The organism is Mesorhizobium sp. P2_D5 (genome assembly GCF_056404355.1).
The window spans coordinates 385,819-407,900 of record NZ_JBFUEE010000006.1 but is presented as its reverse complement, the minus strand read 5'-3'; the positions used below and the strand labels follow the sequence as shown (position 1 = coordinate 407,900).

Below are 22,082 nucleotides of genomic sequence, written 5' to 3'. Positions count from 1 at the left end.
GCGAGTTCATAAGATTGAACCTAGGAGGACAAGATATGAAAAACCTATTCCTGGCTTCGGTGATGGCATTGGCCGCAACGGCCGCCGTCATTGCGCCAACGCAAGCCGCAAGCTTGATTATCCAGTCCGACGACAACCAGTACTCATCGGACGATCAGCCCGACAACGGTGGCCAGATCATCATCCGCCGCCATCATGACCGTCATTACGATGACAACCAATATGGTGACGATCAGAACGACGGCGCGCAGTTTGGCGACTATCAAGGTGGTGAGTATCGCCGCCACCACCGGCGCGATTACGATAACCAGTATGGTGACGACAGCGTACAGTTCGGTGATTACCAGGGCGGCGAATATCGCCGCTACCACCGGCATCACCGCTGTCATATCGAACTGGTCAGGACCTGGCGCCACCACCACAGGGTGATCGAGGAAGTCCGCGTCTGCGGTTGATCTCGCCCGGAACAACCGGTCGGCACAAGCAGGCCGGTTTCTTTTTGCCTCGTCAACCGATGATCAGTTGACGAAATAAGGCTGCCATCGAGGTCGGTGATGTGCGACGGCATCGAACTCGCCTTCGACGGCGGCCCGCTGATGCGCATGTATCCGGCGCGCCGGCCGTCAGGACACGACCGCGGAAACAGCAGAAACCGAGGCGAAAGACCGGCCGGCATGGCCGGTCAAACCTGTCCAACTGTTAATTCGACTTGGGTCGGTTTCGGCCATATTGGTTGATGGGGGTGAGAGATGCCGCCATGGACCAGCAGTTGGAAATACCCCTGCAGACGCCCCTGCAAACGAATGTCGCGCAACGCCGTTCGCGTGGCTGGATCCCGTGGCTGATCTTTATTGCAATTGTCGCCGCCACCGGCACCTATCTCTACCAACGCCCGCATGTCGAGGCCAGGCAGCCCGGTGGTAGAAGAAACGCGCAACCGATGTCGATCGGCGCCGCCACCATCGAGAAGGGCAAGATAGACGTCACCCTCAACGCGCTTGGCACGGTGACCTCGCTCTCCACCGTCACGGTCAAGCCGCAGGTCATCGGCCCGCTTGTCCAGGTGAACTTCAAGGAGGGTCAGGACGTCGCCAAGGGCGATCTGTTGGCTGAGGTCGATCCCCGTCCCTACCAGGCAGCACTCGCCCAGGCCCAGGGCCAGCTGGCGCGCGACCAAGCGATGCTGAAGGACGCCCAGCTCGACCTTGCACGCGACCAGACATTGGTGACCCAAGGCGCGGCGACGCATCAGACGCTCGACGCGCAGGTCGCCCTGGTTGCGCAGGACGCCGGCTCCATCCAGGTCGACCAGGCCTTGGTTCAGACCGCGACCCTCAATCTCGACAATTGCCGCATCCTGGCGCCGGTCGACGGCCGCGCCGGCCTTCGCCAGGTGGATGAGGGCAACTACGTGACGCCGGGCGATGCCAACGGCATTGTCGTCATCACAAGGCTGCAGCCGATCAGTGTCCTCTTCACCGTGCCCGAGGACGACTTGCCGGAGATCGCACAGCGCCTGCAGCAGGGCGCCAAGCTGCCCACCACCGCCTTCGACCGCGCCGGCAACAAGAAGCTCGCCGACGGCCAGCTTGAAACCTTCGACAGCCAGATCGACCCGAGCACCGGCACCATCAAGCTGAGGGCGGGTTTTGCCAACGAAACGCGCATTCTCTATCCGAACCAGTTCGTCAACATCGAGCTGCTGGTGGACGAGCACAAGGACGTGGCGATCGCCCCGATCGCCTCGATTCAGCGCGGCCAGCCCGGCACCTTCGTCTATCTGGTCAATCCCGACAGCACCGTCTCGGTGCGCAAGGTCACGCTTGGCGTCACCAATGGCGAGCACGTCGAGATCCTGGCGGGCCTGACCCCCGGCGACCGCATCGTCGTCGACGGCGCCGACAAGCTTCGCGACGGAGCCCATATCAACCTGCAACAGGACGGCCAGACACAGGCTCCGGCACAGACAGCCCCGCAGGCCTCGGCGCCTGCACCGGCAGGGACAGCGCCTCAACCGCAGGCGCAGCCACCCGATCAGCCGGTGTCCGCGACGCTGAAGCCGGACGACACCGGCAGGCACAAGGGCCAGGGCCGCAAGCATCGCCATGCGGAGTCCGGGCAGCAGCAATGAGCCCGTCGCGAGCCTTCATTCTGCGGCCGGTGGCGACATCGCTGTTCATGGTCGCCATCATGCTGTCAGGCCTGCTGGCTTACCGCTATTTGCCGGTCTCGGCGCTGCCCGAGGTCGACTATCCGACCATCCAGGTGCAGACCTTCTATCCGGGAGCAAGCCCGGACGTCATGACATCCTCGGTCACCGCCCCACTGGAGGTCCAGCTCGGGCAGATTGCCAACCTGAACCAGATGAATTCGGTCAGTTCGGCCGGCTCCTCGGTCATCACGCTGCAGTTCAGCCTGGCGATCTCGCTCGATGTCGCCGAGCAGGAGGTGCAGGCGGCCATCAACGCCGCCGGCAATCTGCTGCCGGCCGATCTGCCGGCGCCGCCGATCTACGCCAAGGTCAATCCGGCCGATGCGCCGGTGCTGACGCTCGGCCTGACATCGGACACGATGCCGCTGCGCGATGTGCAGCAGCTTGCCGACACAAGGCTGGCGCAGAAGATCTCGCAACTGGCGGGCGTCGGCTTGGTCAGCCTCAGCGGCGGCCAGCGCCCGGCCGTGCGCGTCCAGGCCGATCCGCGCAAGCTCGCCGCCTATGGCCTCAATCTCGACGATCTGCGCACCACGCTGGGCAGCGCCAACGTCAACACGCCGAAAGGCAATTTCGACGGGCCGTCGCGGGCCTACACCATCAACGCCAACGACCAGCTGAAAAGCGCCGAGGAATACCGCTCGCTGATCGTCGCCTACAAGGACGGCGCCCCGGTGCGGCTGAGCGATGTGGCAACGGTGGTCGACGCCACCGAGAACAACAGGCTGGCGGCCTGGATGAACAGCACGCCGGCCATTATCGTCAACATCCAGCGCCAGCCCGGCGCCAACGTCATCGAGGTGGTCGACCGCATCAAGGCGCTGCTGCCGCAATTGCAGGCCTCGCTGCCAAGCACTGTCGACGTCAAGGTGCTGACCGACCGTACCACCACCATCCGCGCGTCCGTGCGCGACGTCGAATACGAACTCACGCTCGCCGTCATCCTCGTCGTGCTGGTCATTTTCGTCTTCCTGCGCAGCGCCCGTGCGACGCTCATCCCGAGCCTCTCGGTTCCGCTGTCGCTGGTCGGCACGCTGGGGGTGATGTACCTGTTCGGCTTCAGCCTCGACAATCTCTCGCTGATGGCGCTGACCATTGCCACCGGCTTCGTCGTCGACGACGCCATTGTCGTCATCGAAAACATCGCGCGCTATGGCGAGGAGGGTGCGACGCCGCTGCAGGCGGCGCTGAAGGGGTCGCAGCAGATCGGCTTCACCATCATATCGCTGACCGTCTCGCTGATCGCCGTGCTGATCCCGCTGCTGTTCATGGGCGATGTCGTCGGCAGGCTGTTCCGCGAATTTTCCATCACGCTCGCCACCACCATCCTGATTTCCGCCGTGGTGTCGCTGACGCTGGTGCCGATGGCCTGCGCCAAGCTGCTCAAGCCGTTGTCGGCGGTGCGCGAGAACGCCCTGCAGCGCGCCAGCCGCGACTTCTTCGACTGGGTGATCAGGGGTTACGGCCGCGCGCTGACCTGGGTGCTCGACCGGCAAACGCTGATGCTTCTGGTGGCGGCGGCCACGCTGGTGTTGACGGCAGCACTCTACGTGGTCATCCCAAAGGGTTTCTTCCCGGTGCAGGATACCGGCGTCATCCAGGCCATCACCGAGGCGCCGCAATCGGTGTCCTATGCCTCGATGGCCGAGCGGCAGCAAGAACTGGCGGCGATCATCCTGAAAGACCCCGATGTCGACAGCCTGTCATCCTTCATCGGCGTCGACGGCACCAACACCACGCTCAATGTCGGCCGCATCCTGATCAACCTCAAGCCGCATGAAAAGCGCACCGCCGACATCACGCAAGTCATAGCAAGGCTGAAGCAGGCGACCGCCGCCACGGCCGGCGTCACCCTCTACATGCAGCCGGTGCAGGACCTGACCATCGACGGCACGGTCAGCCGTACGCAGTATCAATTCGTGCTGCAGGACGCCAATCCAGACGAGCTGACGCTATGGACGCCGAAGCTGCTGGCCAGGTTGAACACGCTGCCTGAGATCGCCGACGTCGCCAGCGACCTGTCGGATGCCGGGCTCGCCGTCTTCGTCGACATCGACCGCGACCAGGCGGCGCGCTTCGGCATCACGCCGGCGACGATCGACAACGCGCTCTACGACGCCTTCGGCCAGCGCATCGTCTCGACCATCTTCACCACATCCAGCCAGTACCGGGTCATTCTCGAAGCAGATCCCTCTTTGCAGGATTCGCTCAACGCGCTGTCCTCCGTCTACCTGCCGTCATCGAGCGGCGGCAGTCCGGTGCCGCTGGCCGTGGTCGCCAGCACTCACGTCGCCACCGCACCGCTGCAAATCTCCCATATGGGGCAATTCCCCGCCACCACAGTGTCGTTCAACCTGGCACCCGGCGTGTCGCTTGGCGAAGCGGTCACCGCGATCCAGCAGGCGCAAAGCGACATCGGCATGCCACTCAGCGTCATCACCAATTTCCAGGGAGCGGCGCGCGCATTCCAGGCTTCGCTCGACAACACGTTGTTCCTGATCCTGGCGGCGGTGATCACCGTCTACATCGTGCTCGGCGTGCTCTATGAGAGCTTCATCCACCCGATCACCATCTTGTCGACACTGCCTTCGGCCGGCATCGGCGCGCTGCTGGCGTTGATGATCGCCGGCGAGGACCTGACCATCATCTCGATCATCGGCATCATCCTCTTGATCGGCGTCGTCAAGAAGAACGCCATCATGATGATCGACTTCGCGCTCGACGCACAGCGCAACGAAGGCAAGGCGCCCCGCGAAGCCATCTACCAGGCCTGCCTGCTGCGTTTCCGCCCGATCCTGATGACGACGCTGGCGGCGATGCTTGGCGCGCTGCCGCTGATGCTCGGCACCGGCGTCGGCTCGGAACTGCGTCATCCGCTGGGCGTCACCATCGTCGGCGGCCTGCTCGTCAGCCAGTTGCTGACGCTGTTCACGACGCCGGTCATCTATCTCTGGTTCGATCGCCTTGCCGCCCGGCTGCGGGGCGTCCAGCCCGACCTTCCGCGCGCCTATGATGCGGACGCCGCGCCATGAACCTGTCGGTTCCCTTCATCCGGCGCCCGGTTGCAACGACCTTGCTGACCTTCGGCCTGCTGGCGGCAGGACTGGTGGCGTTTCCGCAATTGCCGGTGGCGCCGCTGCCCGAGGTCGACTACCCCGTGATCTCGGTGCAGGCATCGCTGCCGGGCGCCAGCCCGCAGGTCGTGGCAAACACGGTCGCCAGCCCGCTCGAACGGCATCTCGGCGAGATCGCCGATGTCAACGAAATGACGTCGTCGAGCAGCGTCGGCAGCGCGCGCGTCACCTTGCAGTTCGGCCTCGACCGCGACATCGACGGCGCCGCGCGCGATGTCCAGGCGGCGATCAACGCGGCGCGCGCCGACCTGCCGTCCAGCCTGCATTCCAACCCCACCTATCGCAAGGTCAATCCGGCCGACGCACCGATCCTCATTCTCACGCTCACCTCCGACACTTTGTCCAAGGGGCAGCTCTACGATGCCGCCAGCACCGTGCTGGCGCAGAAACTCTCGCAGGTCGACGGTGTTGGCGAGGTGTCGGTGGGCGGCAGTTCGCTGCCGGCGGTGCGCGTCGAGCTCAATCCGCAGGCGCTCTATGATTACGGCATCGGGCTGGAGGATGTGCGCGCGGCCCTCGCCTCGGCCAACGCCCACAGCCCCAAGGGTGCCATCGACGTCGGCCCGCAGCGCTATCAGATCTACGCCAACGACCAGGCCAACCATGCGGACGCCTATCGCTCGCTGGTGGTGGCCTATCGCAACGGCGCCCCGGTGCGGCTTTCAGACGTCGGCCAGGTCAACGATTCCGTCGAGAACATCCGCAATGCCGGTCTTGCCAACGGCAAGCCGGGGGTGTTGATCATCCTCAACCGCTCGCCCAATGCTAACATCATCGCCACGGTCGACCGCGTAAAGGCGCTTATGCCGTCGCTGCGCGCCTCGATCTCGCCGGCCATCGATCTGTCGCTGGCGGTCGACCGCTCGACCACCATCCGCGCTTCGCTGCGGGAAGTCGCGCAGACGCTGATGATCGCCATCGGCCTGGTGATCCTGGTCGTCTTCGCCTTCCTGCGCGACCTGCGTTCGGCACTGGTGCCGATCGTGGCGGTGCCGGTGTCGCTGGTCGGCACGCTGGGCGTCATGTACCTACTCGGCTTCAGCATCGACAATCTGTCGCTGATGGCGCTGACGGTGGCCACCGGCTTCGTCGTCGATGATGCCATTGTCGTGCTCGAGAACATTTCCCGCCACGTCGCTTCGGGCATGGGCCGCATAGAGGCGGCGATCAAGGGGGCGCAGGAAGTCGGCTTCACCGTGCTGTCGATGAGCCTTTCAATGATTGCCGTCTTCATTCCCATCCTGCTGATGGGCGGCATCATCGGCCGGCTGTTTCGCGAGTTCGCAATCACGCTGTCGGCCGCAATCCTGGTCTCGCTGGCGATTTCGCTGACCACCACCCCGATGATGTGCTCGATCCTGCTGCGCGGCGAAAAGGGTCGCAGCCATGGCCGTCTCTACCGCTTCAGCGAGCGCGTCTTCGACGCCATGCTGAGCGGCTACCGCCGGTCGCTCTCCTGGGCGCTGGACCATCCGCTGCTGATCATGGCTGTGCTCGCGGCGACGCTTTGCCTCAATGCTTATCTCTACATCACCATCCCCAAGGGCTTCTTTCCGCAGCAGGATACCGGCCGGCTTGTCGGCTCGATCCAGGCCGACCAGGCAACCTCCTTCCAGCTGATGTCGCAAAAACTCAGCCAGTTCGCCGGCATCGTCAGCAAGGACCCTGCCGTCGATGCCGCTGTCGGCTTCACCGGCGGCGGCCAGACCAATTCCGGCTCGATGTTCGTGTCGCTGAAGCCGCTGGCCGAACGCAAGGTTTCCGCCGACCAGGTGATCGCCCGGCTGCGGCGCGAACTTGCGGTGGTGCCGGGCGCCACCCTCTTCCTGCAGGCGGTACAGGATATCCGCGTCGGCGGGCGTCAGTCTAACGCGCAGTACCAGTACACGCTGCAAGGCGACAGTTTCGACGACCTCGCGCAATGGGCGCCGAAACTCGCGGCGGCACTGCAGACCGAGCCGAAGCTGACCGACGTCAACAGCGACCAGCAGAACAAGGGCCTGGAGGCGGATATCGTCATCGATCGCGACACCGCGACGCGCCTCGGCATCACCGTCGGCCAGATCGACAACACGCTCTATGATGCCTTCGGCCAGCGCCAGGTTTCCACCATCTATGTGGCGCGCAACCAGTACCACGTCATCATGGAGGTGGCGCCGCAATACTGGCAGAACCCCGAAGCGCTGAAACAGGTCTATGTCAGCACGTCGGGCGGATCAGTGCATGGTTCGCAGGCGAGCAATGCGGTTGCCGGTACATTCGTCGCGCCGGGACAGTCCGGCAGCGCCGCGGCGGCAGCGACGGATGCCGCGCGCAACCAGGCGACCAATTCCATCACCAGCACCGGCAAGACTGCCGCATCGACCGGATCGGCCGTCAGCACCGGTGCCGAGACGATGGTGCCGTTGTCGTCGGTCGCGAGCTATGGCCCCGGCAGCACGCCGCTTTCGGTCAACCACCAGGGCCTGTTCGTCGCCACCACGCTGTCGTTCAATCTTGCGCCGGGCGTCGCGCTCAGCGACGGGGTCGCGGCCATCAACGCGGCGGCGGACCGCATCGGCATGCCGGCCACCATCCACGGCAGTTTCCAGGGCACGGCCCGGGTGTTCCAGGATTCGCTCTCCGACCAGCCGCTGCTCATCCTTGCTGCGCTCATCGCCGTCTATGTCGTGCTCGGCATCCTCTACGAGAGCTACGTCCACCCGCTGACCATTCTCTCCACGCTGCCTTCGGCCGGCGTCGGCGCGCTGCTGGCCCTGTCGGCCTTCGACATCGAATTCAGCATCATGGCGCTGATCGGCGTCATCCTCCTGATCGGCATCGTCAAGAAGAATGCGATCATGATGATCGACTTCGCGCTGGCCGCCGAGCGCAACGAGAACAAGTCGGCGCATGATGCCATCTACCAGGCGTGCCTGCTGCGCTTTCGCCCGATCATGATGACGACCATGGCGGCACTGTTCGGCGCCGTGCCGCTGGCCATCGGCCTTGGCGAAGGCAGCGAACTGCGCCAGCCGCTCGGCATAGCCATCGTCGGCGGCCTGGTGCTGAGCCAGATCCTGACCCTCTACACGACGCCGGTCATCTACATCTATGTCGACCGCTTCGGCCGCTGGTGCCAGAGGCTGCGGTCGCCAAAGTGGCGCCCCTGGCAGCCCGGTGCACAGCCGGGAGAATGAGAAACCGGCCGCCGCAGAGAGTCCCAAGCTCCTCACTGCGATCAACGGCCTGTACCCTGGCCCGCCTCGGCCTGCTCTCCATGCCTGTGGACCGGGATGGAACGTCTGGACACAAGCGGCGAACGCTGAAAATGTGGTTACGTCGTCTGGGTTGCAGTGGCTCGCTCGGAACACAAGGAGGATGGCGCTGAATCTGGAAGACATTGCCGCCCATCCAGCCCTGCATCGCCATGTTCAGGCACAGTCGCTGGCGCTGATCCACATCTATGAAGAGAGCCCACGGCTGGCTTCCATTTTCGCCACGCAGCAGCGTTGGCTGATGGGCCATGTCGGACTTGCCATGCATTTCAGGCGTGACCCGCACGATCGCAGCAAGGAATTGACGGTGTCGCGTTTCATCGAGGTCGTGCACCAGCACGCGGTGGCCAGCCGCAACACCGCTGACGCTTTCATCAAGGAGATGCTGCACTACAACATCGCCGAATATGTGTCGGGCGGCGACGGGCGCACGCACCCCCTGCAGCCGACGGCGGCCACCGTGCAAACGTTTACCGGCTGGGTCCTCGCCCATCTGCAGACGCTGGATCAGCTCGACGGCGGCGATCGCCTGACGAGGTTCCTGCAGCGGCCCGAGACGGTTGCCAGGCTGCAGCCTCTTGTGGCGGACGGCCTGCTTTCCTCCAAGCCGGTGCGCGAACCCAACCAGACCTTTTCCCTGTTCATCTGGCTCAACAATGGCGGTATCGTCATGGACTGGCTGATGTCCGGCATCGATCCCGATCATGCCGGCCTGGACCGCATTCCGACCAGCGTGGTTTCGATCGGCGAGTTCGCCAGATGGCTCAAGCTCTCGCGCACCCATCTTTCCCGCAAGCTCAGCGCGGCCGAGAATCTCGGTAGCATCGGCTGGCTTGGCCTGCGCGGCCATTCGGTGATGTGGGTATCGAAGACGTTCTTCCAGGAGTACATGACCGTCCAGGCCGCCAAGCTGGCCATTGTGGATGCCGCTTTCAACGCCTGTTTTCCGGCAAGCGAGGGCCGCCGACAATCGCCGTGACATCGGGCTGCCCCGGGAAATCGTAGGTCATGCACCAACCCACGATGCTGTGAACCGGCACCGGCGGACTGCTTCTGGACACAGAAGCGGAAGGCTGAAAATGTGGTTGGGTCTTCGCAGCCGTCAGGCCGAATCGGAGCAGGGGGAGAATGGCGCTGACCTCGGAGCTTATTGCGGGCCACCCGGCATTGTATCGCTGTGTCCGTGCCCAGGCGCAGGCGCTGATCCAGGCCTACGGAATGAGCCCTCGGCTCTCGTCTGTGTTCGCCACCCAGCAGCGTTGGCTGATGGCGCATATCGGCCTCGCCCTGCATTTCAGGCGGAAGCCCGATGACTACCGCAAGCAACTGACGGCGGCACGTTTCATCGACGTGATCCGCCAGAACGCCGTCGCCAGCCGCAACACCGCTGACGCCTTCATCAAAGAGATGCTGCATTACAATTTCGTCGAGCTTCTGCCGACGGCGCATGACGGGCGCATCCGCCCGATACAACCCACAGCAAACACGCTGGAGACGGTCGCCGGCTGGATGATGGCGCATCTGCACACGCTGGACAGCCTCGACGGCGCGAACCGTCTGGCGGCGTTCCTCGAACGGCCCGACGCGCTCGCCAGGGTGCAGCCGCTGGTGGCCGACGGCCTGGTCTCCTCCAACCCCGTCCGCGAGCCCAGGCAGACCTTTTCCCTGTTCACCTGGCTCAACAATGGCGGCGTCGTCATGGACTGGCTGATATCGAGCGTCGATCCCGATCATGCCGGCCTCGATCAAATCCCGACCGGCATCGTCTCGATCGGCGATTTCGCCAAATGGCTCAAACTGTCGCGAACCCATCTGGGGCGCAAGCTGCGTGATGCCGAGGACCTCGGCAGCGTCGGCTGGCTCGGCCAACGCGGCAATTCGGTGATGTGGGTGTCGGCCGATTTCTACCGCGAATACATGACCGCCCAGGCCGTGAAGCTGGCCATCATCGATGCCGCCTTCGTCGAGGCCTTCGGCTCGCCGGCAGGCAGATGATCGGGGCTCCATGCATACCCCGTGCGGGGATGCATGGAGCCCCGGAGTCCTCAATCGATGTCGAACGACACGCCCTGGGCCAGCGGCAACGCCTTGGAATAGTTCACCGTGTTGGTGGCGCGGCGCATATAGGCCTTCCACGCATCGGAGCCGCTCTCACGGCCGCCGCCGGTTTCCTTCTCGCCACCGAAGGCGCCGCCGATCTCTGCACCCGACGTGCCAATATTGACGTTGGCGATGCCGCAGTCCGATCCGTCGACGCCGAGGAAGCGCTCGGATTCCTGCAGGTCGCGGGTGAAGATCGACGACGACAGGCCGGCGCCAACCGCGTTGTGCTCGTCGAGCACGGCGTCGAAATCAGAATATTTCATCACATAGAGGATCGGCGCGAAGGTTTCTTCCGTCACCGGCGAAACCTGTTTCGGCATTTCCACCAACGCCGGATGCACATAATAGGCATCCGGATGGCCGTTCTCGACCCGCGTGCCGCCGGTCACCTTGCCGCCATGTGAACCTGCCTCCTTCAGCGCCTTCTGCATGGCGTCGAAAGCAGCCTTGTCGATCAGCGGCCCGACCAGTGAAGGGGTCTCCAGCGGATTGCCAACCGAGACGCTTTCGTAGGCCTTCTTGAGACGTGGAACCAGAGCGTCATAGACGCTGTCATGCACGAACAGGCGCCGCAGCGTCGTGCAGCGCTGTCCCGCCGTGCCCATCGCGCCGAAGGCAATCGCGCGCAGCGCCATGTCGAGATCGGCGGTCGGGCAGACGATGCCGGCATTGTTGCCGCCGAGTTCGAGCACCGCGCGGGCAAAGCGCTTGGCCAGCCGCGGGCCAACGTCGCGGCCCATGCGCGTCGAGCCGGTGGCCGATACCAGCGGCACCTTGGGATGATCGACCAGGATCTCGCCGACGGCGCGGTCACCGATCAGCACCGGCGCCAGGCCCTGCGGCGCGTCGGTGCCGAAACGCTTTACCGCGCGGGCAAAAATCGCTTCGCAGGCGAGCGCCGTTAGCGGTGTCTTCTCCGACGGCTTCCACACCACCGCGTCGCCGCAGACCAGCGCCAGGGCTGCGTTCCACGACCACACCGCGACCGGAAAGTTGAAGGCGGAAATGACGCCGACGACGCCGAGTGGATGCCAGGTTTCCATCATGCGATGGCCCGGGCGCTCGGTGGCGATGGTCAGGCCGTACAACTGCCGGGACAGACCGACGGCGAAATCGCAGATGTCGATCATCTCCTGCACTTCGCCAAGTCCCTCGGACGGGATCTTTCCGACCTCGATCGAGACCAGCCGGCCAAGCTCGGCCTTGTGCGTGCGCAGCTCCTCGCCGAGCAGCCGCACCAGCTCGCCGCGCCGTGGGCCCGGCACCATCCGCCACGCCTGGAACGCCTTGTGCGCGGCATCGATGGTCTTGGCCGCGTCGGCCGGCGAGATCGTCTTCAGCGCCGCGATCTGCTCACCCGTCACCGGGCTGCGCACGATCAGGTCGCCGCCGACAAGCGCGTCATTGGCCACACCCAGTTTCGCCAGCAGCTCGGCCGTTTCCTTCGCTATGGTCATTTTTTTCCCTTTCATATCCCGTCGCCATCATATGGCGCCGGATCAAGCCTTGCGCCATGTCGCCTGCGTGCCGAAAAGGCACCTCAGGCACTGTCATGGCGTGGCATTACTCGTTCCAGGGGAAAATCGCCACCCCGGCATGGTCCAAGCCGAGAGCAGACCGTTGAACCAGATCAAAAGTCAGTCATTTCGCCGTGCGGGCAGGTCCCCGTACGGCACCGTCTTTCATCAGCCGGTCGATATGCATGCGGATATGGGCGGCTTCCGCGGCCGTGTTGGCGAGCGCGATGGCGCGGTCGAAGGCGACACGCGCCTCTTCGCCCCGGTCGAGCTGCATCAATAGGCCACCCTTGAGGCCGAAGAAGTGGAAATAGCCGGAAAGCCTCTGTTCGAGCGGTTCGATCATGGCAAGCGCTTCTGCCGGTCCGCGCACCTTTGAGACCGCGACCGCGCGGTTGAGCGTGATTACCGGCGACGGCTGCATCTGTTCGAGCAGGCCGTAGAGCAGGTCGATCTCCACCCAGTCGGTGTCCTCGGCCTTGTCGGCTCGCGCATGCAGCGCGGCAATAGCCGCTTGCACCTGGTAGGGGCCGGGTTGGCGATGGCGCAGCGCCTTGTCGACCAGCGCCAGCCCCTCGTCGATCATCTTGCGGCTCCACAGCCTGCGATCCTGATCCTCGAGCAGCACGATCTCGCCGTCTTCATCGAAACGGGCCGGCGCGCGCGCATGCTGCAGCAGCAACAGCGCCGTCAGCCCCATGATCTCCGGCTCGGTCTGGAACAGCCTGAGCAAAAGCCGCGCCAGCCGGATCGCCTCCTCGCACAGCGGTGCGCGCGCCGGCGCCTCGCCGCTGTTGGTCGAGTAGCCCTCGTTGAAGATCAGGTAGACCATGGCGGCGACAGCGGCGAGCCGTTCCGAGCGCTCGACCGCGCCCGGCGTTTCGAACGGCACGCCGGCGTCCGCAATGCGCGCCTTGGCGCGGGTGATGCGCTGCTCCATGGCGCTCTCGCCGACCAGGAAGGCGCGCGCGATCTGCTTGACGGTGATGCCCGAGACGATGCGCAGCGCCACCGCGATCTGCTGCGTCGGTGACAGATCGGGATGACAGCAAATGAACAGCAGCCGCAAGATGTCGTCGCGGTAATGCGCGCCGTCCAGCCGCTCGGCCATGTCGCTCTCGGCATCTTCCAGGTCGGAGATCTGGTCTTCCTCCGGCATCGGCGCCTGCTTGGCACGCTTGCGCACGGCATCGATGCCGCTGTTGCGGCCGACAAAGATCAGCCAGGCCGCCGGATCACGCGGCGGCCCGTTCTGCGGCCAATTCTTCAGGGCTCTGAGACACGCATCCTGGAAAGCTTCCTCCGCCGTATCGAGATCGCGGAAATAACGCAGCAGCGCGCCCATCGCCTGCGGACGGGCGGTGTTGATTGTCGAGCTTATCCAGGCGAGTTCGGTCATGCGGGAATCTTGTTGGTGTGAAACATCTGAACCGGCCGGATCTCGTAGGAGCCGCCACTCGGGTTGACGTCGGACAGTTCACGGGCGAACTCTACAGCCTCGTCGAGATCCGCGCATTCGAGCGTGTAGAAGCCGAGGAATTGCTCCTTGGTCTCCGCGAAAGGCCCGTCGATGACGACGGCTTCGCCCTTGACCTTTCTCAGTGTCGTTGCCGCCGTGGTCGGCAACAGCCGCGCCACCGGGCCAAGTCGTCCGGCCTGGACGTACTTTTCCTGAACGTTGAGAAGCTTGCCTATGACTTCATCGTCCTGCGCCTTGCTCCACGAGCTGACGACGTCTTCGGAGGCATAGCAGAGGATTGCGTAGAGCATGGTTGGTCCTTTTCTCTGTCAAAGGACGAAACACTAGGACCGATCCCGACACGACGTCGATAAAAAAATCTGGGTGCCGCGCATTTGGTAACCGCATTGCCGCCGGTTAGCTTTCGCGCACCTTCAGCCATCTCAGCACGAGAGCTTCCTCGCCATCGAGGCCGTCTATCGAGCGCTTATGCTTGTTGGCTTGCGCCATTTCGTCGAGCAATCGTCCTTGCGACCAGGCCTCGAACACCTGCGGATGGATATAGCATTTGCGGCAGACGGCGCGCGTATTGCCCAGCCGCTCGGCGACCTTGTCGATGACGCTGTTCATCACCCGCTTTTGCTGCGCCTGGGTTTCCGGTAATTCCGTCTGCGCAAACAGTGACGCGGCGTGGATGGTGCCGCCCCAGGTGCGGAAGTGCTTGGAGCTGAACGCATCGCCAACGGCCTCCCTGATATAGCAGTTGACGTCCTCTGAACGGACCGGCCGCCTGTTGCCGTCTTCATCGAGATACTGGAACAGTTTTTGGCCGGGCAGGTCCTGTGCGCCGCGCACGATCCCGGCGATGCGGCGATCGACCAGCTTGAGCTTCCACTCCTTGCCGGACTTTCCCTTGAAGGCGAAGCGCAGGCTTGAACCGACGATGTCGACGTGGCGGTCGCGCAATGTGGTCAGCCCGAAACTCTTGTTGTCGCGGGCGTAGGCGGCGTTGCCGACGCGGATCATAGTGTTGTCGAGCAGCCAGACGACGGCGGCGACGACACGCTCGAGCGGCAGGCCGCGACGGCGCAGATCGCCGTCGATCCGGCGCCGCAGGACCGGCAGGCTTTCGGCAAAGGCGACAAGGCTCGAATATTTGGCGCCGTCGCGTTCTTCGGCCCATTGCGGATGGTAGCGGTACTGCTTGCGTCCGCGCTGGTCCCTGCCGGTCGCCTGGATATGACCGTCGTCGTCCGGCGAAATCCACACATCCGTCCAGGCCGGCGGAATGACGATAGCCTCGATGCGCGCCCGCGTGACGTCGGGAACTGGCCGCCCGTTCGGTCCCTTGTAGGAAAACCCCTTGCCTGTCTTAAGCCGCCTTATGCCGGGCTCGGCATCGCTGACATAGGTAAGCGATGCATGATCGGCCGAGGTTTGCGCCCCGTTCTTCGGCACAGCATCTTCGTCAGCCGGCCGGCCGTGCGACAATCCGGATTTTTGCAGCATGTCTGCTCCACGCAAATATCCGTAGATAAGCTGCGGGCCGATTGCTGGTTCCAAAGGTCGTGCGAAAAGCCGGCGACAGCGCTGGCGCCGAGCCTGCTTTCAGGCTTTTTCGAGCACGACCGGAATGACGTCGACAGCCTGTTCGCCGACCTGTCCGCCGGTGGTCTTCAGCACGCCGACGATCGGCGCCACGTCCGAATAGTCGCGGCCGTAGCCGACGGTGATGTGGTCGTTGCTGGCCCGCATGCCGTTGGTCGGATCGAATTCCTGCCAGCCGGCGTCGCGCCCGCACCAGGCCTTGACCCAGGCATGCATGGCATCGGCGCCTTCCAGCCGAGGCTTGCCCTTCGGCGGGATGGTGCGCAGGAAGCCGCTGACATAGCCGGCCGGAATACCGAGTCCGCGCAGGCCGGCGATCATGATGTGCGAAAAGTCCTGGCAGACGCCACGCTTCAGCCTGAAGGCGTCGCTGGCCCGGGTCCGCACCGTCGTCGCCTCGCCGTCATAGGTGAAATCGCGATGGATGCGATTGCACAGGTCCATCGCCGTGCCGGCGGCGGAGCCGCCGACGCTGCCTTGCGCATAGAGGGTGATCGCACCATCGATGCCGGCATGGGTGCTGCCCGTCAGGAAATGATGCGGTGCATCAGACGCCAGCGACCGCACCGCGGCGAGTTCCTGCCTGAGCCGGCCGATATCGGGCGACACGTCGAGCCCGGGCTCGGGCCGCGACACCGATACGCGTGCGCTCATCCTTATGTCGAGCGCATCATGCGCGTCGCGAAAGGCGATCGAGGTGACGTTGTTGCCGAAGAAGTCCAAAAAATCCGAACGCTCGTTGGGCGCCGGCGCAAAAGACAATGACGCGGCGATGACGCGCTGCACCCCGGAAATCGTCGATGGCAGCACGCGGATCTGGTGGCGGCCGCCGCCCGCCGCCGCGGCATAGTCGTAATGGAGATGGAGCCGGATGTCGTAAAGCATGCGCTACTTTTCTTGTCTTGGCGCAGGGTCTTGTCGCAAAACCATGTGACCCTTTTGCGGAACCTGCCTAGCCGAAATAGGCTTTGGCGAGGCTGTTGTAGAGGCCGCCGATTTCATAGGCGAGATCGTCCAGCGCCTTGGCCGTCATGTCCGAAGGCTCCTTGATGGCAATCTGGGTGTTGAGTTGCAGGATCTCCTTGGCCGCCGGCGACATGTGCCCCTCGCCGCCGAGCGACGGCAACAGGCCGATCTCTGCCTTCAGCCTTTCGAGCTGGAACAGGATGGAGCGCGGATTGAGCGGGTCGAGCGCCAGGAGATCGACCACCGTGCGCCGGCCGGCCTGCACCGGATATTGCCGGCGGTGGGTCATCACGCTGTCGCCGATCTCCAGCATCATGTCGAGCGCGCCGTCCGGCGCCTTGGCGCCGGTCAGCCGGGACAGCGTGCGGGCGATCTGGATGCCGCGCTCCAGCCGCCGGCCGATCTCGAGGAAACGCCAACCGGCGAAGCGGTACATGTTCTCATGCAGCAGGCCGGAGAAGCCGGCGAGCTTGCGCAGGATGACCGTCATGGCCCGTGTCGCGTCGTCGCCGGGCGCCACCGTGGTTGCGAACTGATGGATGGTCTTCGACAGATCCTTGAGCGCCAGCCAGCCATCGGGTGAGAACCGGTCGCGGATCTGCCCGGCGCTGTAGACGGCGCTATCCAGCGTGCCGATCAGTCCCGACGGGATCGCCGTCTCGACGTCGATGCCGAAAGGTTCGAGATAATCCCTGATGTCGGCAAGCAGCGGCATGTCCGGATCGGAGGTCTCGGCGAGCCGCACATGATAGGCGCGCAGGATGCGCACCGTGTCTTCCGAGCGTTCGATGTAGCGGCCGAGCCAGGTCAGGTTTTCCGCCGCCCGGCTGGGCAGGCTGCCCGGCCTGGTGCGGATGAAGCTGTCGCCTTCTTGCGGCAGCAGCGTCTCGCGCTCCACCGGTCTGTCGCTGACCACCCAGACGTCCGCAGCCTGGCCGCCACGCTGCATGGCGATCGCCGTCGGATCGAGCGACAGGCCGACGCGGGCAAAACCGCCCGGCATCACCGTCCAGCCCTCGGGCGTGCGCGCCAGATAGACGCGCAGGCTCGCCGGCCGTGGCTCCAGCCAGCCGCCGACAAAGACCGGTGTCGTTGAAAGCGTCACCGCTTCCTGGCCGACGAAGGCGCCGCCTTCACCTTCGATGCGCGCCACCAGCTCAGCCCGCTCCCCGGCGGAAAGCGCCGAGCCGAGCTTCGTCTGGTTGTCATCCTCGAAGGCAAGCCGTGTCGATAGCGCCGGACCGATCACCATGCGGTCGATATTGGCCAGCACATGCGCGCGTTCCGTCGCCTGCCCGCACCACCACGTCGCGACGCTCGGCAGCAGCAATTCCTCGCCCCGCAAGGCGCGCGAGATCTTGGGCAGGAAGGCGAGCAGCGCGCGTGTTTCCATCAGGCCGGAGCCAAGCGCGTTGACGGTCGCAACCGCGCCCTGGCGGATCGCCTCGACAAGGCCTGGCGTGCCGATCTGCGAATCCGGGCGCAGTTCGAGCGGATCGGCGAAGGCAGCGTCGAGCCGCCGCCACAGCACGCTGATCGGCATCAGGCCGGAGACCGTGCGCACCATCAGCCTGCCGCCGGAGACGGTCAGATCCTCGCCTTCGAGCAGCATGATACCGAGATAGCGGGCGATATAGGCGTGTTCGTAATAGGTTTCGTTGAGCGGCCCCGGCGTCAGGATGGCGACACGGCCGTCGGTTTCCTTGGCCATGCCGATCAACGCATCGCGAAAACGGCGGAAGAAGCCGGCAAGGCGGTGCACATGCATCTCGCCGTAGATATCGGACAGCGCGCGTGTGGTGGCGACGCGGTTCTCCAGCGCAAAGCCGGCGCCGGATGGCGCCTGGGTGCGGTCGCCCAGCACCCACCATTGGCCGTCGGGCCCGCGGCCGAGTTCGAACGCGCAGAAATGCAGGAAATGCCCGCCAGCCGGCCTGGTGCCGACCACTGGCCGCAAATATTCCGGGCTGGCGGCGATCAGCCCCGCCGGCAGGATGCCCTTTTCGACCAGCCGGTTCGGCCCGTAGATGTCCGCAATCGTCTCTTCGAACAGTTCGGCGCGCTGCACCAGGCCGGCGCTGATCGCGGCCCACTCGCTGTCCTCGATAAGCAGGGGAATATGCGCCAGCGGCCATTCGCGCTCATTGGCGCCGGCCTTGTCATAGACGCGGTAATAGACGCCGGCGTCGCGCAGATACTGGTCGGCGCGCGCGAAGCGCTGGCCAAGCTTTTCAGCCCCAAGTTCGTCGAGCGCCTCGATGAAGTGCTTCCAGACCGGACGGGGAGTGCCTGACGCATCGACCATCTCGTCGACGACGCCGTCGATCGGCTGGTAGTGCTCCAGCAGGCTGTGGATCTGCGGCTTGCCGCGTACCCTTTTGTGATTCCCCTTTGCCATCGTTGATCAGAGTCTTGCCGGCCGCCGAAGGTCAAGCGTCATCGGGAAATCTTCCGCCGGTTGTTCCTCACGCAGCACATAGAAGGACGGCGTATGGCCGCGCGGTTCGAAGCGGGCGAGCCGCCGTGCCTCCGCCTCGTTGCCGTTGACCGGGAAGGTGTCGTAGTTGCGCCCACCGGGATGCGCGACATGGTAGACGCAGCCGCCGACCGCGCGGCCCGACCAGCGGTCATAGATGTCGAACACCAGCGGCGTGTTGACCGGCAGCGCCGGATGCAGTCCCGAAGCCGGCTGCCACGCCTTGAAGCGGACGCCCGCCACCGCCACCTCGCGGTTGTCGGTGACCTTCATCGGCACGATGCGGCCGTTGCAGACCACCGCATGACGCTCGGGGTTCAGCCCCTCGGTCTTGACCTGCAGCCGTTCGACCGAGGAATCGACGAAGCGCACGGTGCCGCCGATCGCCCCTTGCTCGCCCATTACGTGCCAAGGCTCGAGCGCCTGCCGCAGCTCCAGCTTGATGCCGGCATGCTGGACCTCGCCGCAGAACGGGAAGCGGAATTCGAGCTGGGCATCGAACCATTCCGGACGAAACTCGAAGCCGCTGAGCTTGAGATCGTCGAGCACGTCGAGAAAATCCGCCCAGACATGGTGCGGCAGCATGAAACGATCATGCAACGAGGTGCCCCAGCGCACGAAGCGGCCGTCGAGCGGGTTTTTCCACGCGCGGGCAATAATGGCACGGACCAAGAGCTGCTGCGCCAGACTCATGCGCGCATTGGGCGGCATCTCGAAGCCGCGGAACTCGACCAGGCCGAGCCGGCCGGTCGGCCCGTCCGGCGAAAACAGCTTGTCGATGCAGATTTCCGAGCGATGCGTATTGCCCGTGACATCGGTCAACAGGTTGCGGAACAGCCGGTCGACCAGCCACGGCAAGGGTGCCGCGCCCTGGTCGGGATGCGGCACCTGCGCCATCGCGATCTCGAGCTCGTAGAGCGAGTCATGACGCGCCTCGTCGAAGCGCGGCGCCTGGCTGGTCGGGCCGATGAACAGGCCGGAGAACAGGTAGGACAGCGACGGATGCCGCTGCCACTGCAGCACCAGGCTCTTCAACAAATCGGGCCGGCGCAGGAACGGACTGTCATTGGGTGTCGCGCCGCCGACCACGACATGATTGCCGCCGCCGGTGCCAGTGTGGCGTCCGTCGATCATGAACTTGTCGGCGCCAAGCCGGGTCTGCCGCGCCTCCTCGTAGATCGCTGTCGTCGTCGCCACGCAATCCTGCCAGTTGGCGGCAGGATGGATGTTGACTTCGATGACGCCGGGATCGGGTGCGACGCGGATGACGTTGAGGCGCGGATCGTGCGGCGGGCCATAGCCTTCGATATGCACCGGCAGACCGATGGTCCGCGCTGCATTCTCGGCAGCCGCCACCAGTTCAAGATAGTCTTCGAGCGCCTCGACCGGCGGCATGAACACGCAGAGCCGGCCGTCGCGCGGCTCTACCGAAAGTGCGGTGCGCACCGCGCCGCCGATCTCGGTGATTTCCTGCTCGACCCGGTCCTGTTGACCGCTTGCCGCGGTGAACGACACCGCCTGCTGGCGGCGCGCCATTTCATCGGCGCCTTCGAGTTCGGCCGGAGCCGCTACGGGCAGGATCGCCTCGCGCGCCTGCAATGGGCCGCGCGGCAGCGAGGGATCGACCGGCACGATGTAGGGGAACTGCGCCGGCGGCACATAGGGAAGCGTGCCGAGCGGCAAGCGATAGCCGACCGGAGAATCGCCCGGCACCAGGAACAGCCGGCCGCGCCGCGTCTTCCACTTTTCCGAACGCCAGCGCGGTCCCGACGCCTGGCTGTTCCAGCGCTGCACCGGCAGTACATAGCCGGACGGCTTGGTCAGCCCGCGTTCGAAGACTTTCGCCATGCGGCTGCGCTCTTCCGGATCCTCCAGCTTGGAGTTGGAGGGATCGACATTGTCCGGCAGCTTGCCTTCCTTGAGCAGCCACTCGGCCGGATCCTCATAGGCTTCGCTGACCATGGATTTTTCGATGCCGAGTTCCCCGGCAATCGCCGTCAGCAGGTCTTCGGCCTGTTTCGGCCCGACATCGGCCTCACTCTTTTCGCGCGCGATCAGCGACGGGTCGCTCCAAACCGGTTCACCATCGGCGCGCCAGTAGAGCGAGAAGGTCCAGCGCGGCAGGCTCTCGCCCGGATACCATTTGCCTTGGCCGTAGTGGAGAAAGCCGCCCGGCGCGAAGCGCTCGCGCAACCGTCGGATCAGCGCATCGGCCTTCTCGCGCTTGGTCGGTCCGACGGCAGCGGTGTTCCACTCCGCGGATTCGAAATCGTCGATCGAGACGAAGGTCGGCTCGCCGCCCATCGTCAGCCGCACGTCACCTTCCGCAAGTGCTGCATCGACCTTGTTGCCGAGTGCATCGAGCGCCTGCCAGCTTTCATCCGAGAACGGCTTGGTGATGCGCGGATGTTCGGCGATGCGGTCGACCCGCATCTCGAAGCCGAAGTCGACATTGGCAAAGCTCGCCATGCCGGAAATCGGCGCTGCGTTGCGGAAATGCGGCGTGGCGGCGAGCGGCACATGGCTCTCGCCGGTGAGCAGGCCGGAGGTCGGATCGAAGCCGATCCAGCCGGCGCCGGGAAGATAGACCTCGCACCAGGCATGCAGATCGGTGAAGTCTACGGCGGTTCCAGGCGGTCCATCCAGCGCGACGAGATCCGGCTTGAGCTGGATCAGATAGCCGGAGACAAAGCGCGCGGCGATGCCGAGATTGCGCAAGATCTGCACCAGCAGCCAGCTTGAATCGCGGCACGAGCCTTTTTTCGCGGCCAGCGTCTCTTCCGGCGAGAACACACCGGTCTCCATGCGCACGATATAGGCGATTTCGCGCTGCAGCCGGGCATTGAGATCGACGAGGAAATTGACGGTGTTCTTTGCGCTGCGGTCGATGGTCCCGAGCAAAGCCGAAAGCAGCGGACCGGCCGGCTCCGGGGTGCGGTAAATGGCGAGATCGTCGCGGATCTCTTCCGGATACTCGAACGGAAACGCCTCGGCCGACGGCTCGACGAAGAAATCGAACGGATTGTAGACCGTCATGTCGGCGACGAGATCGACCTCGATCTTCAGTTCCGTCACCGGCTCGGGAAAAACGAAACGGGCGAGGAAGTTGCCGTAGGGGTCCTGCTGCAGATTGACGAAATGGTTAGCCGGTTCGACCTTGAGCGAATGGCTCAACACCTTGGTGCGGGAATGCGGCGCCGGCTGCAGCCTGATGATCTGCGGCCCGAGAACCACCGGCCGGTCATATTTGTAGTGGGTCAGATGGTAGACAGCTGCCAGAATTGCCATGGGGCCCCGGAATTCAGCGTTTCAAACGAATTCGCTGAACCCTGACACAAATGGCGGCCATT

Annotated in this window: 13 protein-coding genes; 6 read left to right on the top strand and 7 right to left on the bottom strand. The window is 64.6% G+C overall.

Translation table 11 applies throughout. From position 1 onward, the window contains the following. The first annotated feature begins 35 nt into the window (after nt 1–35). The 6 genes from AC1DYW_RS25895 to AC1DYW_RS25870 all read left to right on the top strand — a co-directional run bounded on the left by AC1DYW_RS25895 (nt 36) and on the right by AC1DYW_RS25870 (nt 10,598). Nucleotides 36–455 carry a hypothetical protein gene (locus tag AC1DYW_RS25895; protein WP_095084469.1) on the top strand — a complete coding sequence of 140 codons (420 nt, stop codon included), beginning with the start codon at nt 36–38 and terminating at the stop codon, nt 453–455. A 302-nt stretch (nt 456–757) separates the two neighbouring features. After that, complete coding sequence (locus tag AC1DYW_RS25890) at nt 758–2,131, top strand: efflux RND transporter periplasmic adaptor subunit (RefSeq protein WP_477228072.1); 1,374 nt, start codon at nt 758–760, stop codon at nt 2,129–2,131. Further along, complete coding sequence (locus tag AC1DYW_RS25885; RefSeq protein WP_477228071.1) at nt 2,128–5,244, top strand: MdtB/MuxB family multidrug efflux RND transporter permease subunit; 3,117 nt, start codon at nt 2,128–2,130, stop codon at nt 5,242–5,244. Before AC1DYW_RS25890 ends, AC1DYW_RS25885 begins: the two co-directional genes overlap by 4 nt. After that, complete coding sequence (locus tag AC1DYW_RS25880; protein ID WP_477228070.1) at nt 5,241–8,525, top strand: efflux RND transporter permease subunit; 3,285 nt, start codon at nt 5,241–5,243, stop codon at nt 8,523–8,525. The genes AC1DYW_RS25885 and AC1DYW_RS25880 overlap by 4 nt, the downstream gene beginning before the upstream one ends. 181 nt (nt 8,526–8,706) lie before the next feature. Then, nucleotides 8,707–9,582 (top strand): hypothetical protein, encoded by an 876-nt coding sequence (locus tag AC1DYW_RS25875; RefSeq protein WP_457155040.1) that lies wholly within the window; start codon nt 8,707–8,709, stop codon nt 9,580–9,582. A gap of 149 nt (nt 9,583–9,731) precedes the next feature. Further along, a complete protein-coding gene (locus AC1DYW_RS25870; RefSeq protein WP_477228069.1) occupies nt 9,732–10,598 on the top strand; it encodes a hypothetical protein in 867 nt (288 codons plus the stop codon). A gap of 50 nt (nt 10,599–10,648) precedes the next feature. Here the strand turns inward: AC1DYW_RS25870 and amaB are convergent, their stop codons facing one another. The 7 genes from amaB to AC1DYW_RS25835 form a co-directional block, all read right to left on the bottom strand. After that, nucleotides 10,649–12,163, bottom strand: coding sequence for an L-piperidine-6-carboxylate dehydrogenase (gene amaB, locus AC1DYW_RS25865; protein WP_477228068.1), 1,515 nt, complete (start codon nt 12,161–12,163; stop codon nt 10,649–10,651). 184 nt (nt 12,164–12,347) lie between these two features. After that, entirely contained in the window at nt 12,348–13,622 is a 1,275-nt protein-coding gene (locus AC1DYW_RS25860) for an RNA polymerase sigma factor (RefSeq protein WP_457154607.1), read from the bottom strand. Then, a complete protein-coding gene (locus AC1DYW_RS25855) occupies nt 13,619–13,993 on the bottom strand; it encodes a YciI family protein (protein ID WP_095084477.1) in 375 nt (124 codons plus the stop codon). The genes AC1DYW_RS25860 and AC1DYW_RS25855 overlap by 4 nt, the downstream gene beginning before the upstream one ends. A gap of 106 nt (nt 13,994–14,099) precedes the next feature. Then, nucleotides 14,100–15,191 carry a DNA topoisomerase IB gene (locus AC1DYW_RS25850; RefSeq protein WP_477228067.1) on the bottom strand — a complete coding sequence of 364 codons (1,092 nt, stop codon included), beginning with the start codon at nt 15,189–15,191 and terminating at the stop codon, nt 14,100–14,102. Nucleotides 15,192–15,290: 99 nt separating this feature from the next. Then, nucleotides 15,291–16,175: a transglutaminase family protein gene (locus tag AC1DYW_RS25845; protein ID WP_457153364.1), complete on the bottom strand. Its 885-nt coding sequence runs from the start codon at nt 16,173–16,175 to the stop codon at nt 15,291–15,293. A gap of 67 nt (nt 16,176–16,242) precedes the next feature. After that, nucleotides 16,243–18,654, bottom strand: coding sequence for a circularly permuted type 2 ATP-grasp protein (locus tag AC1DYW_RS25840; RefSeq protein ID WP_457153363.1), 2,412 nt, complete (start codon nt 18,652–18,654; stop codon nt 16,243–16,245). A 6-nt stretch (nt 18,655–18,660) separates the two neighbouring features. Beyond that, on the bottom strand, nt 18,661–22,020 hold the full coding sequence (locus tag AC1DYW_RS25835; protein WP_477228066.1) for a transglutaminase family protein: 3,360 nt from the start codon (nt 22,018–22,020) through the stop codon (nt 18,661–18,663). Nucleotides 22,021–22,082 lie beyond the last annotated feature (62 nt).